Genomic DNA, 14,651 nt, shown 5'->3' on the forward strand with positions numbered 1-14,651 from the left:
CAGGATTCGTCAGCGCGCCGGTAGCGGCGCGCCTTGCACCCGGGCGGCCGTGCGTGGACGCAGGCGGGCAAACAGGTGCGGCCCGGCCGGCTTGCGGCGCGGTCCCGTCGTCAGCACGCGCAGGGCGACGGGCAGCGGCACGTCGTGGCAGTGCAGAAACAGGGCGGCGGCGCCCGTGCCGGCCATTTCCTGCAAGGCCAGCGCATGTTCGACCAGCGCCGCCGTGCGCATGTCGAGCCGTACCGGGATGTCGGGTTGAAATAACTGTATATCGACGTGCCGTGCATCGCGCATGCTGTCCCCGCCGGGTTCGCTAGTCAAGCTGCCAGCATAAAAGCGCCCCGGTAGCACCACTTTGCGCCACATCAATTCCTATGTCGGATAGATTCCACAAGGCAAAAAAACGCTAACCGTGGCCGGCTGGCGCTGCAAACCCCCGAAGGAAGAAAATATGTTTTTCAACGATGCTGCGACACCTGACAAAATCATCGCCGGCCGTAAAGCGCGCCGCGCAGCCGGTTTGCTCAGGTGTTACTGCCGGTGCTAAGAACGTCGAGGGCGAGGCGCCGCGCCGAAGACAGTACGTACAGTACGGCGAGGCGCGGCAACAACGTGCTGGACGTTTTTAGTAGCTCCAGCGGACGGACAGGCCGACAACCTTGTCATAGCGCCGCACATCGCGCACATACTCGGGCGTGTCGTGGTAGTCGCGGTAGGTCGAGTCGAGCAGGTTGTTCGCGTCCAGCGTTACCGTGGTGTTCGGGTTGAGCTTGTACGAGACCGACGCGTCCAGGGTTTTCGTCGGCGCAACGGTCAGGTGGATGCCCTTGCCGCGGTAGTTGTAGTCGTCGACGTACTTGTCGCGCCAGCTGTAGGCCAGGCGCGCCGACCACGGTCCCTGTTCGTACAGGCCGACGATATTGGCCGACCACTTCGACATGCCCGTGAACGGGTGCGCGCTGCCATTGAGTTCTTCCAGTTCGCCCGTCATGTAGGTGGCGTTGGCCTGCAAGCCCAGGCCGCTCATCCAGCCGGGCAGCTTGTCGTAGAACTGCTGGTAAGCCATTTCCAGACCTTGCAGGTGGCCCTTCGAGGTGTTGCGCGGGCGGGTAATGTCGTACTCGATGCCGCCGTACGTTTCCTTGGCCGAACCGGACAGGATGTAATTTTTGAAATTGTGGCGGAAGACGGTGGCCGTGACGGAACCCGTCTGGGCGAAATACCATTCCAGCGCCACGTCCAGGTTCTTGCCTTCCACGGGTTTGAGGTCGGGATTGCCGCCGCTGCCAGTCGGGCGCACCATTTCCAGGCTCTGGCCCAGGGTCACGCCGGGGTTAAAGTCGGCGAAGTTCGGGCGCTGCACGGCCTTGCCGGCCGTCAGGCGGGCGATCAGGTCCTGGCGCAGCATGGCTTTCAGGGTCAGGCTGGGCAGCACGTCCGTATCCGACGTCTTCACGCGCACCGGCGTGACGATGCCGTCTTGCGCGGAATTGCCTTGCAAGTCCTGCTTGGTCTGCACCACGCGCACGCCCAAGGTGCCATCGACCGGCACTTGCGCCAGATCAAAGCCGATGCGCGCCTTGCCGTAGACGGCATTGGTTTTCTCCACGTCCTTGTAGTGGGTCATCGGATCGTCCGGGCTGCGCTCGCTGCTGCCCGTAAACAGCTGGCGCAGCACGGCTGTGTTGTTGAGCATGAAGTCGCGGCAGGGCGTGAGCCAGCTTTGCAGGCCGAAGTTGCCCGTGTTCTTGTGCGAGGCGCAGGCCAGGCCGGGAATCGCGTCCGCAGTCATGGGCGACGCCAGGCCGCCTTGCACGTTCTTTTCGCGTATGGCTTCCGCCTTGCGCCTGGCCAGGCGCACGCCGCCCGAAAATTCGCGGAAAAAGCCCGTGCTGTCCATGTCGTAGCTGACGTCGCCGCGCCAGTCGGTGAAGCTGCCTTCGTCGTGGCTGTGGTTATCGTAGAAGCCGAGCAGCGTGTAGTTCTTCGGGTCCAGCATGTTGTAGCCGGGGTAGCTGATCTGCGCGCCGCCGTTGACGTTCGTGCTGCCGATCACGCTGGTCGGGTGGGCGAGAAAGTCGAGGATGGGAAATTCGCGCTCGAAGTTGCTCACCGTGCGCGCCAGTTCCGTCGTCGCGCGCAGCTGCGGCGTGATGTCCCAGCGCGCGCCGATGGCGCCTTGCGAGCCGATCGAGCGGTCGCGCCGCGCCTGGGTCGAGCCGAGGGTGAACGGCGACCACGGGCCGTCGATCTTGCCCACCGTGGCCGCCTGGCTGGTGCCGGGGATCAGGGTGATGTCGGGATTTTGCCCCCAGGGCAGCGAACCGACGAAGAACTGACTGTCGAACGCATGCTTGATCAGGGTCGACATGCCTTCCGCATACACTTCCACCTGCGAGTTCGGACGCCACTGGAAGGCGGCATTCGCCGCGTAGCGCTTGCGGTCGCCCACGGTCGGGATCATGCCGACGGAATCGGGGCCCGTGATGTTGCCCGCTTCGGGGCGCTTGACGGGTTCGGCGTTCCAGATCGTCTCGTCATAGTATCTGCCGCGCTGGTAGGACAGGCCGAGCAGGGCGCCGAATTCGCCGTATGGGGTCTTCCAGCGGTTCGAGACCATGCCGCTGACGTTCGGGTCCGTCGAGCCGGCCTTGTCGCGGTGTTCGGCGCGCACATTGCCCGATGCCGTAAAGCCCTTGAAGTCGAACGGGCGGTTGGTACGCACGTCGACCACGCCGGCCGTGCCGCCTTCGACCATGTCGGCGCCCTGCGATTTGTACACGTCCACGCGCTGCAGCATGGCCGTCGGAATGTCGGCCAGGTACAGGCTGCGGCCCACCGAGGTGAACATCTCGCGGCCGTTGAGCAGGGTCACCACGCCGGGCAAGCCGCGGATGATGACGGTGCCCGCTTCGCCGCCTTCGCGGCGGACCTGCACGCCCGTCACGCGGCCGAGGATTTCGGCCACGTTCTTGTCGGGGAATTTGCCGATTTCATCGGCGACGATGGAGTCGACCACCTGGTCGCTGTTTTTCTTGATCGTCTGCGCGCTCTGTGCCGCCCTGCGCACGCCCGTGACGGCGACGACGGCGATGCCGCTGTCGGCCGGAGTTGCTGCCGGCGCCGTTTCTTCCACTGGTGTTTTCGCGGCGGGCGCCTGTTGCGCCCGGACGGAAGCTCCGCTCAGTAGCCCTGCGCCGGCCAGCGCGGCCACTGTGGCTTTCAAGGTCAGCCGTGTATTGTGTCGGGACGTGCGGGTGCCCGTTGCCATCGATTGCTTCATCTTGTCTCCACCTGTATTTTAGTTATGTTGAGAACGCTGCGGCAGTTGCCGCCGGAGCTGAAACTTGCTCAAGAAATATGGTAGGGGGTATGACTTTGCCCCACAAATGAGTTCTTTTGCGCTGTCCATATCAATTCCGGTATCCCTGCCGCATTCATGCGCGCTGGCGGCAGGCGCAGGCAAGCCTTGCCGCTGCGGACGTGTGGCAAAGGGGCGACAGGTGGAGACAAATTGCGTTGTGTCTTGCGGCGGCGCCGCTGTTCGCTGCCGAAATGGGCGCCGTTGCGCTGACCATGCAGGGGCGAAAAAAAAGGCGGCCCGCAGGCCGCCCTTGTGCGCAGTTGGCGCGCTTATGCTTCGGCGACGCGCATGGCGATGTGCGCCAGCGCTTCTTCCACCTGGTCGATCAGGATCAGACACAGGTCGCCTTCGTTCAAACGCGCCAGGGCCTTGTCGATGGCGACGAATTCGCCGTTGATTTCATCGATATGGCTGGTGCGCTTGGCGCCGTCCAGGCCCTGGCGCAGCAAGGCCACGACTTCACCGTCGGCGCGGCCGCGCTGGCACTGGTCCTGGTACAGCAGCACGTCGTCGAAGGCGGCGCCGAGGATTTCCGTCTGCTGACGGATGTCTTCGTCGCGGCGGTCGCCGGCGCCGCTGATGACCACCGAGCGGCGCTTGGCCGGCATGCTTTCGACGGCCTGCACCAGCGCCAGGATGGCGTCCGGATTGTGGCCGTAGTCGGCGATCAGCGTGGCGCCCTTGTAATCGAAGACGTTGAAGCGGCCCGGCGCATTGTCGGCTTCATTGGCAAAGGTTTTCAGGCCCAGTGCAATGGTTTTCCAGTCCAGGCCCACGGCCCAGGCGGCGGCCAGCGAGGCCATGACGTTGTCGACCTGGAAGCCGATGGCGCCGTTGCGCGTGATGGGCACTTGCGACAGGGCGATTTCGTGGCGCTCCTTGCCCTGCGCCGCCACCAGCTTGCCGTCTTCCACGTACACCACGCGGTTGCCCTGCGCGCGGTGCGTGGCCATCACGGGATGCGTCTTGTCGGCGGCGAAGAAGGTCACCGTGCCGCTGCAATTCTTGGCCATGCGGGCCACGGCCGGGTCGGTGGCGTTCAGCACGGCCACGCCGCTGTCGGCCACGTTCTGCACGATCACGCGCTTCAATACCGCCAGGTCTTCCACGGTGGTGATGTAGTTCAGGCCCAGGTGGTCGCCCGCGCCGATATTCGTCACCACGGCGACCTGGCAGCGGTCGAAGGCCAGGCCTTCGCGCAGCATGCCGCCGCGCGCCGTTTCGAACACGGCCGCGTCCACGTCCGGGTGCAGCAGCACGTTGCGCGCGCTGCGCGGGCCGCTGCAGTCGCCGCTGTCGATCTGGCGTCCTTCGATGTACACGCCATCCGTGTTCGTCATGCCCGTGCGCAGGCCGGAAGCCGTCAGCAGGTGGGCGATCAGGCGCACGGTGGTGGTCTTGCCGTTGGTGCCCGTGACGGCGACGACGGGGATGCGGCCATCGTCGCCTTCGGCGAACATGGCGGCGATGATGGCTTCGCCCACGGGGCGCGGCTTGCCGAACGAGGGCGCCAGGTGCATGCGCAGGCCCGGCGCGGCGTTGACTTCGACGATGCCGGCGTTCTGCTCTTCCAGCGGTTTCAGGATGCTGTCGGACACCACGTCCACGCCGCAGATGTCCAGGCCCACCATGTGCGCGGCCGCGACGGCGCGCGCCGCCACTTCCGGATGCACGTCGACGGTGACGTCGGTGGCCGAGCCGCCCGTCGACAGGTTGGCGTTATTGCGCAAGATCACGCGCTGGCCCACGGGCGGCACGGATTCGGCCACATAGCCCTGCTTGGCCAGGCTGGCCAGGGCGATGTCGTCGAAGCGGATTTTCGTCAGCGAGGTGGCGTGGCCGCTGCCGCGGCGCGGGTCCAGGTTGACCTGGTCGACCAGTTCGCGCACCGTGTGCTGGCCGTCGCCCACCACTTGCGGCGGGTCGCGGCGGGCCGCCGCCACCATCTTGTTGCCGATGACGAGCAAGCGGAAATCGTGGCCCGGCAGATAGCGCTCGACGAGGATGTCGTCGCGGAATTCCTGCGCCGCGATGAAGCCGGCCGTCAGCTGTTCGCGCGTGGTGACATTGACGGTGACGCCCTTGCCCTGGTTGCCATCCTTTGGTTTCACGACGACGGGCAGGCCGATCTCGCAGGCGGCGGCCCAGGCATCGTCCACGTCGATGGCGACACGGCCTTGCGGCACGGGCACGCCGGCCGAGTCCAACAACTTCTTGGTCAGTTCCTTGTCTTGCGCGATGGCTTCGGCGATGGCGCTGGTGCCGTCCATTTCGGCGGCCTGGATCTTGCGCTGCTTGCTGCCCCAGCCGAACGTCACCAGGCTGCCTTCGGTCAGGCGGCGGAACGGGATGTTGCGGGCCACGGCGGCGTTGACGATGGCGCCCGTCGAAGGGCCCAGGCGCACGTCCTCATCGAGTTCCTGCAACTGGTGCAGGGCGCCGGCCAGGTCGAACGGCGCGTCGTCGAGCGCGGCGCGGCACAGCTGCTGCGCCAGTTCCAGGGCCAGGCGGCCTACGGCTTCTTCCGAGTATTCGACGACGACCTGGAAGATGCCCGTTTCCAGGGTCGGCGTGGTGCGGCTGAAGGTGACGGGGCAGCCGGCTTGCGCCTGCAGGCCCAGCGCCGCCAGTTCCAGCACCTGCGCCATCGGCGCGGCGTTGTAATTGCCCAGCGGTTGCAGCGGGCTCAGTTGCGGAAAGAGTGCGCGCAGGCGGGCTTCGAAGCCGGGCAGCTGGGCGATGTCGAGTTCCTGCGTGGTGCAGGAAACGATGGCTTCCACGGCGGTGTCGTGGCTCCAGAGGTTAGGGCCCCGCAAGGCCCGTACGCGAGATACTTCCATAATTAAACCGTAATCCTGTTGTGTTCTTGTGGGCCCGGCCGTAGCCGGGCTTCTACGTCAAATTAAACCGTAGCGAGCGGATGGGAGGCTCGGCGCCCCCGTTGGCCCGAGAAGCGGAGCTGTGCGGATGCACAGTGAGCATCGGAGGCCGCAAATCGCGACGCGCAGTCGGTTTGGTTTGACGTTTCTGGTTTTTCAATTCCCGATGCAGCCGGGGGCCGCGTCGAAGGTGCGCAAGCCGGCGCAAATCAGGTCGACGGGCAGGTTCAGGGCCCAAGCGGCGGCCGCGACGGCCAGCACGCTGTCGACATTGCCGGCCGTGGCCGGTTTCAGCAGGTCCAGGCACAGCAGGACCGTTTCGATGCCGCCTTCGGCCAGCACGATGTGGTTGCCGCGCACAAACACGGCGCGCTGGCCGGCGGCCAGCTGTGCCGCGAGGGCCGGCAGGCTGCCATCCTGCGCATACAGGGTCACCGTGCCGTCGCACAGTTCGGCCAGTTCCAGCACGTGGGCGTTGGCGGCGTTGAGCACGGCCACGCCGGTCGGCACGACCACGTCGACCTGGCTGCGCACGGCCTTGTACAGGCCCGCCTCGTCCAGCACGTCGAAATCCTTGATGCTATCGAGGCTGCCCATGTCCGTGACGATGCCGACCTGGCACTTGTCGTAGGCCAGGCCTTCGGCCAGGATCATGCGCGGATTGCTCTCGAACAGGGCCGTCTGCACGGTGCGGTTGAGCAGCAGGCGCTGGCCCGCGTCCCAGTTCACGCAATCGTTGCTGACGACGCGGCGCTGGTCCAGGTACATGCCTTCGCTGCAGACGGCGCCCGTGTGCAGGCCCGACAGGTTGAGCAGCTTGCACAGCATGCGCACGATCAGGCTGGCGCCGCGCGTGCCCGTCACGCCGATCAGCGGAATGCGGCCCGTTTCTTCGGCAGCGAACAGGTGGTCGACGATGGCCGCGCCGACAGGGCGGGGCTGGCCCACGCCCGGCTTGATGTGCGCCAGCAGGCCGGGGCTGGCATTGACTTCGATGATGGCGCCGCGCTGTTCTTCCAGCGGACGCGTGATGTCGGTGGTGACCAGGTCGATGCCGGCGATATCGAGGCCCACGACCCTGGCGGCCAGCAGGGCCGCATGCACGACGGACGGGTGCACGTCGTCGGTGACGTCGATAGCCACGTTGCCGTTCGGCTGGATCAGCACTTTCTGGCCCGATTGCGGCACGGACAGGGCGGTCATGCCCTGGCGCTGCAGTTCCAGCACGATTTCGCCCGACTCGTGCGGCTTGACGGTGCCCAGCGGGAAATCTTCGCCTTCGCCGCGGCGCGGATCGGTATTGATCTGCGTGTTGACCAGTTCCAGCACGGTGGACACGCCGTCGCCGTCGACCCACAGGGATTCGCCCTTGGCGGCCGCGATCAGCTTGTTGCCGACGACGAGCAGACGGTGCTCGTCGCCCGTGATGAAGCTTTCCACCAGCACGGCCGAACTGTCGCCCTTGCGCGCGGCCAGTTCATAGGCTGCCTTGACGTCGCTTTCTGTCATCAGGTTCAGCGACACGCCGCGGCCGTGGTTGCCGTCATACGGCTTGACGACGACGGGCACGCCGATGTCCTGCGCTTCTTCCCAGGCCGCTTCGGCGCTGCGCACCAGGCTGCCTTCGGGCACGCGCACGCCGCACGATTTGAGCAGGAATTTGGTGAGATCCTTGTCGCTGGCGATGCCTTCGGCAATCGCGCTGGTGCGGTCCGTTTCGGCCGTCCAGATGCGGCGCTGCGCGGCGCCGTGGCCCAGCTGCACCAGATTGCCGTCGTTCAGGCGCAGGGAAGGGATGCGGCGCTCGGTGGCCGCATCGACGATGCTCGCCGTGCTCGGGCCCAGGCAGCGCGAATCGACCATGTCGCGCAGCGGCGCCAGGGCCGCCTCCAGGTCGTAGGCTTCATCATTGATGGCGGCCATCAGCAGTTCGCGCGCGGTCGCCAGGGCAGCGCGGCCCACGTGCTCTTCGCGCGTGCGGAAGGCCATCTTGTAGACGCCGCGCTGGCTGGTCGAGCGCGTCTGGCCGAAGCCCGTGCGCATGCCGGCCAGGTTTTGCAGTTCCAGCACCACGTGTTCGAGGATGTGGGCCGACCATGTGCCTTCGCGCAGGCGCTCGAAAAAGCCGCCCCGTTCGCCCACGCCGCAGCGGTGCTCGATCATGCCGGGCAGCCACGCCACCAGGCGCTCGTACAGGCCGGGCAGGGTATTCGATGGATAGTCTTCCAGTTCGCCGATATCGACCCAGGCTTCAATCACCGGGCGGTAAGTCCAGATGTTGGGGCCGCGCAAGTGGGTGACGCGGACGAATTCGATGTTCTTCTTCTTGATCATGTAAGTGGTTTCTTGATAACAAGCCAGGCGTCTGGGCGCCAGATACTTTATGTTGGCTTTACAGAGTCTTTTCAGGCTCGTGCTTGGTTCTTTATCCCGGGTATGCGCAGTGTGCCACTTTTAGCGGCCTCTTGTCGCGTTTGCTTCTCGTATTCTGCTGGTGTTGTCATTCTAATTGTTACTAATTGTTGCCATACTTGTTATAAAGTTACCGACTCCGGGCTAAGCTGGAGCATTTGCGCAACAGCGGGCTGTTGTATACTTGCCCCTGTACGATGGCCGCGCATTTTTTTGCTCCGTTTTGCCATCATTCATTACCTGCAGGCATCCATTCGATACAATACAGGAAATTGCCACTGGTGCATCTACCTCGCCATCGCGCAATACACAAACATTGATCGGGCGTCTGCCCCATCCCCCAAATCCCGCCCTGAAGGGCTTGGCCTCGAGCCGGAGTATGCTTTACGATGACAACTGAACTGAGTGTTCCTGCAACAACTATTCCCCTTACCTCGCTGCCGGAACACTGGCTGGCGGAAGTGGAAAGCAAGCTTTCTCCAGGGGAGAACGTTTTAAGTAGCGTTGAGGTTGACCTCGATGCGCGATTACGTTTCACAAAAGGCATAATTGTTGTCACAGAGAAGCGTTTACTGGCCCGTTCCCCGGGCGATACCGCCTGGAAAAGTTGGTCTTTCCGCCACGGACTGCGCCTGACGCACCACGACCATGCCGGTGTCGGCCACCTGGAACTGTTCGACGACCACGGCCGCCTGGCCTCGTGGCGCTTTACCCTGGGACAGAATTTGCATGCGATCCGCGTGCTGGAGCAGTTCGTCGAGCGCCTCGACAGCCACCTGACGGGCCAGCCCGTGCTGGAAGCAGAGCAGGAAGTGTGCCCCAGCTGCAAGGCGCCTCTGGAGCCGGAACAGGAAGAATGCCCGATCTGCGCCAAGGTGCTGCACACGCCGCCGTCCACCTGGACCCTGTTCCGCCTGTGGCGTTTTGCCCACCCTTACCGTGGCCAGCTGGCGCTGGGCTTCCTGCTGATGCTGCTGAGCACCGCTGCGCACATGATTCCGCCCTACCTGACGGCGCCGCTGATGGACAATGTGCTGATCCCGTATCAGAACGGCAAGCATATCGACCCGTGGCTGGTGGTGTACTACATGAGCGGCTTGCTCGGTTCGGCCCTGCTGGCCTGGCTGCTGGGCTGGGGCAAGACCTATGTGCTGGCCCTGGTGTCCGAACGCATGGGCGCCGATTTGCGCTCGGCCACGTATGAACACCTGATGAAGCTGTCGCTGGAATTTTTCGGCGGCAAGCGCACGGGCGACCTGATGGCGCGCATCGGCAGCGGCAGCGACCGCATCTGCGTCTTCCTCTCGCTGCACTTGCTCGATTTCGCCTCCGACGTGTTGATGATTATCATGACGGGCGTCATTTTGTGGTCGATGAACCCGTGGCTGGCCATCATGACCCTGGCACCGCTGCCCTTCATCGCCTGGATGATCCACCTGGTGCGCGACCGTCTGCGCACGGGCTTTGAAAAGATCGACCGCGTGTGGAGCGAAGTGACCAACGTGCTGGCCGATACCATTCCCGGCATCCGCGTGGTCAAGGCGTTTGCGCAGGAAAAGCGCGAAGCGGCCCGCTTCCGCGACGCCAACGCGCACAACCTGGCCGTCAACGACAAGTTGAACAAGGTCTGGTCGCTGTTTTCGCCGACGGTCTCCTTCCTGACGGAGATGGGTTTGCTGGTCATCTGGTGCTTCGGCATCTGGCAACTGTCGCGCGGCGAAATCACCGTCGGCGTGCTGACCGCCTTCATCGCCTACAGCACGCGCTTCTATGGCCGCCTCGACTCGATGAGCCGCATCGTCTCCGTGACGCAGAAATCGGCGTCCGCCGCCAAGCGCATCTTCGACATCCTCGACCATGTGTCGAGCGTGCCGGAACCGGCGCAACCGGTCAAACTGGACAAGATCGAAGGCCGCATCGACCTGCGCGAAGTCGGTTTCCGCTATGGCAACCGGGCCGTCAACCGCGGCATCACCCTGAACATCAAGGCGGGCGAGATGATCGGCCTGGTGGGCCACAGCGGTTCGGGCAAGAGCACGCTGGTCAACCTGATCTGCCGCTTCTACGACGTGTCGGAAGGGGCGATTTTGCTCGACGGCGTAGACATCCGCTCGTTCGCTGTCTCTGACTACCGCCGCAACATCGGCCTGGTGCTGCAGGAGCCGTTCCTGTTCTTCGGCACCATCGCGGAGAATATCGCCTACGGCAAGCCGCACGCGACGCGCCAGGAGATCATCGCCGCCGCGCGCGCTGCGCATGCCCACGAATTCATCCTGCGCCTGCCGCAGGGCTACGATTCGATGGTGGGCGAGCGCGGACAGGGCCTGTCCGGCGGCGAACGCCAGCGCATCTCGATCGCCCGCGCCCTGCTGATCGACCCGCGCATCCTCATCATGGATGAAGCGACATCGTCGGTGGACTCGGAAACGGAAAAAGAAATCCAGAAGGCGCTGGACAACCTGGTGCAGGGCCGCACGACGATCGCCATCGCCCACCGCCTGTCGACATTGCACCGGGCCGACCGCCTGGTGGTGCTGGACCGGGGCCAGGTCGTCGAAGTGGGCAGCCACGATGAACTGATGGCGAAAGAGGGCGCCTATTTCCGCCTCTATGAAGCACAGGCGCGCAACAATGAGCTCGCCCTGGATGACAAGGAATAAGCATGGCCAGTACAACTTTTACATTAAGCCGCGACCCCTTCGGCAAGCTGGTGATGACGGACGCGGACGGCCAGGTTTTTGAGGGCGTGGCGCCCGTGCGCGCCTTTCCCATCCAGTCGCCGGATGAAGGCATTTCGCTGGTGCTGGGCGACGGCAAGGAAGTGGCGTGGATCGACCGCCTCGACGCCTTGCCGGAGCCGACGCGCGGCCTGCTGCAGGAAGAGCTGGAAGGGCGCGAATTCATGCCCGAGATCGCGCGCGTGAAAAGCGTCTCCAGTTTCGCCACGCCGTGCACCTGGTACGTCGACACGGACCGGGGCGAGACGCAATTCGTGCTGAAAGGCGAGGAAGACATCCGCCGCATCGGCGCCACGTCGCTCTTGATCGCCGACAACCACGGCATCCACTTTTTGATACGCGACATGTTCAATATCGACAAGACGACGCGCAAGATACTCGACCGCTTCCTGTAAGCGTTGGAGTTACCTGAAAACCGCTGCCTGCAGCGGTTTTTTTTCGTCTGCCGGGCATGAAAAAAGCCGCACAGGCGTGCGGCTTTCGAGGGCAACGCCGGCAACCGTTTCAGACTGCCGGATAATGCGCTACATTACATGAATTTGTAGCCTGCGCCGATGTAGAAGTAACGGCCGCGCACGTTGTACAGCTGGGCAAAGCCCAGGGTGCCGTACTGGTTGGTGGCACCCGTCGCGCTAAACGGCGGCATCTTGTCGAACAGGTTCTTGATGCCGGCCGTGAAGGTCAGGTTTTGCATCGCCACGTACTGGCCCGTCAGATCCACTTCCGTGTGCGAAGGAATCGTGCGGGTGCCCGGCTTGACTTCGTCGCGTCGCAAGGGCGAGTCGATCATGTCGCCCGTCGTGCGGATGACCAGGGTGCCGGACATATTGTCCTTTTCCAGGCTGGCGGTGAACGTGTTGCGGTACTTCGGATTCATGAACATCTTCATCGTGCTTTGTTCTGGATCCGTCGCCGTGTCCTGGGTGTCCATGCGGGTGTAGATGGTGGACGCATTGCGGATCGTGAATTTGCCGAACATCGTTTGCGGCGAGATGTAACGCAGGTCCGTATCGAAACCGCGCACTTCGGTGGTAGCCAGGTTCTGGTTGTTCAGCAGGATGCGCGCATCGCCATTCTTGATTTCCACGTTGCCCAGCTCGATCGCCTTGGTTTCCGTCAGGGTGCCGATCTCATTCTTTTTGTTAATCTTGAAGAAGTCGATGCTGGCTGTGAACGAGTTCACTGGCGAGAACACCACGCCCAGGTTGTAGGTCTTGCCCGTTTCAGGTTTCAAGTCCTTGTTGGAGCCGGAGACCTGGTAGTAGGCAAAGTTTTTGCAATTGCCGGCAATCGATGGGAAGGCTTTGCAGATATCCGCATCGCTGGTCGTGTAGGCGCCCGCATCGACGCCGCCGTACATCTGTTTCAGCGATGGCGCCAGGTAGCTGCCCGCATACGAACCGCGGAACATCAGGTTGTTCAGGGGCTGGTAGCGCAAGGCCAGTTTCGGGCTGGTCTTGCTGCCGACATTCGAGATGTCGTCATAGCGCAGGGCGACCTGCGCTTCGACGTTTTTCAGGAATGGAATCGACAGTTCGCCGAAGATGCCCTTGGAATTGCGGTCCGCCTTGACGGCCGCTTGCTGGATGCTGCCGAAGACCACGCCATCAATCTGGTTCTGGTCGGGTTGGTCGCTCAGCGTTTCCTTGTTGTACGACACGCCAACGGCGTAAGCCATCGCGCCGCCTGCCAGGTCCATGATCGGCGCCGATGCCTTGGCGTTGAAGAAGGTCAGTTCCGACTTGCCGGCGCGCGTAGGCGTCAGGCGAATCTTGTCGACGGCTGCCTGCGGATTGTCGGTGCGGGTCGGATTGATCGTACCATTGGCGATCGCTTCGTTGAACAGGTCGTAATGTGCGTAGTTCGAATCGCGGTTGGTGGCCTTGCTCACGCCCTTGCCGATGGCGACATCCCAGTCGATGCCGCGCGTCGTGCCTTCCAGACCCGTCGAGAACTGGGTCATCGTGCCCTTGCGGTTGGTCTGGCGCGGACCCATCTGCATGAAGCGGCCGGCGACGGTCTGGTTGCCGACCTTGAAGTTGCCAGGCGCTGGCTGGGACGAAAAGTCGTCCTTGCTTTCGGAATAGGTAAATTCCGCAAACGCGCGGATGCTGTCGCTGATTTTCAGGCTGCCGATCAGCATGCCGCTGGCGCGGTCGGCGCCGTTGGTGGAGGTCAGCAAGGTCTTGTTGACGTCAAAACGGCAGCCTTCGGGGCTTACATCGCCCGCTGGGCAAGGCACCAGGGTGCCGCCGCCGACGATATTGCCGCTAGGATGATAGCCGCTGCGGCCATCCGGGCCGCCAAAGCGGCGGAAGTCTGCCGAACTGGTCAGGTCGCGGTCCTTGCGGTAGATCGGGTCGCGCTTGAAGATGTCGACTGTGGCCAGCACGTTGAAGCCCTGGGTGTCATAGTCGCCATAGCCGTACACGAGGTTGGCCGTCTTTTCCTTGGCGTCCGAGCGCGAGCTTTGGCCGTAGCTGGTTTTCGCTTCCAGGCCCTGGTAGTTCTTTTTGGTGATGAAGTTCATCACGCCGGCGACTGCATCGGCGCCATAAATGGCGGAGCCTCCGTCTTTCAGGATTTCAATGCGTTCCAGCGCGCTCAGCGGGATGGCGTTGACGTCGACCGCTGCGCCCGCCCCCGAACCGTCAGCCAGCGCATTGGTCGGCAGGCGGCGGCCGTTCAACAGGATCAGCACGTTGCGTTCGCTCAGGCCGCGCATCTTGATGTTGGTGGTGCCGGAACCGGAAGGGGAGCTGGCGCTCAGTTCGCCCTGGTCATTGATGTCGATGGAGGCCAGGTTGCGCACCAGTTCGGCGACGCTGGTGGCGCCAGTGCGCTCGATATCTTTCTTGCTGTAAATCTCCACCGGTGCGGCTGTCTCGGCATCCACGCGTTTGATGGCGGAACCCGTCACGACCACGCGCTGCAATTTCTCGTCAGCCTTGGCTTCCTGCGCTTGAGCCGCCTGGTGCATGAAGCCTGCGCTCATGACCAAAGTGCCGGCAAACATCATGCGCAAGGATTTGCTTAATTTCTTTTCAATCATTGTCCATCCTCCAACTAGGAAACTTAAGTTTCCTTAGGTTTTTATTTAGCTATTTGAAAGTATTTTCAAAATTACCATGTTTATAAATTTAGCAGCTTAAATTTACAATTCATCAGACCATTTTTCGCCTTCGGCTGTCAAGACGCCTCTGCTTTTTGCGTATGGATTCTTTATTCGAAGAATGACGCTGGATGAATTTGATTTGT

The 14,651-nt window shown here is 63.1% G+C and carries 7 protein-coding genes; 2 read left to right on the forward strand and 5 right to left on the reverse strand.

Annotation, left to right across the window (positions count from 1 at the left end):
* Nucleotides 1-9: 9 nt before the first annotated feature.
* The 4 genes from CBW50_RS02575 to cphA (CBW50_RS02590) form a co-directional block, all read right to left on the reverse strand.
* Nucleotides 10-321, reverse strand: a complete 312-nt coding sequence (locus CBW50_RS02575) for a hypothetical protein (protein ID WP_139842381.1) — start codon at nucleotides 319-321, stop codon at nucleotides 10-12.
* A 304-nt stretch (nucleotides 322-625) separates the two neighbouring features.
* Entirely contained in the window at nucleotides 626-3,283 is a 2,658-nt protein-coding gene (locus CBW50_RS02580; RefSeq protein ID WP_253251896.1) for a TonB-dependent receptor, read from the reverse strand.
* Nucleotides 3,284-3,633: 350 nt separating this feature from the next.
* The gene (gene cphA / locus CBW50_RS02585; protein ID WP_086144066.1) at nucleotides 3,634-6,204 is read right to left on the reverse strand and encodes a cyanophycin synthetase; all 2,571 of its coding nucleotides are present in this window, start codon (nucleotides 6,202-6,204) and stop codon (nucleotides 3,634-3,636) included.
* Between the two features lie 195 nt (nucleotides 6,205-6,399).
* Nucleotides 6,400-8,577 (reverse strand): cyanophycin synthetase, encoded by a 2,178-nt coding sequence (gene cphA / locus CBW50_RS02590; protein WP_086144067.1) that lies wholly within the window; start codon nucleotides 8,575-8,577, stop codon nucleotides 6,400-6,402.
* 467 nt (nucleotides 8,578-9,044) lie between these two features.
* Here cphA (CBW50_RS02590) and CBW50_RS02595 point away from each other — a divergent pair, with 467 nt between their 5' ends.
* Nucleotides 9,045-11,315 carry an ABC transporter ATP-binding protein gene (locus tag CBW50_RS02595; RefSeq protein ID WP_086144068.1) on the forward strand — a complete coding sequence of 757 codons (2,271 nt, stop codon included), beginning with the start codon at nucleotides 9,045-9,047 and terminating at the stop codon, nucleotides 11,313-11,315.
* Between the two features lie 2 nt (nucleotides 11,316-11,317).
* Nucleotides 11,318-11,788 (forward strand): DUF1854 domain-containing protein, encoded by a 471-nt coding sequence (locus CBW50_RS02600; RefSeq protein WP_086144069.1) that lies wholly within the window; start codon nucleotides 11,318-11,320, stop codon nucleotides 11,786-11,788.
* 134 nt (nucleotides 11,789-11,922) lie between these two features.
* On the opposite strand, the gene CBW50_RS02605 is transcribed toward CBW50_RS02600, so the two are convergent.
* Entirely contained in the window at nucleotides 11,923-14,445 is a 2,523-nt protein-coding gene (locus tag CBW50_RS02605) for a TonB-dependent receptor (protein WP_086144070.1), read from the reverse strand.
* Between the last annotated feature and the right edge of the window lie 206 nt (nucleotides 14,446-14,651).

Source organism: Janthinobacterium sp. GW458P (assembly GCF_002127585.1).
Taxonomy (GTDB): Bacteria; Pseudomonadota; Gammaproteobacteria; order Burkholderiales; family Burkholderiaceae_D; genus Janthinobacterium.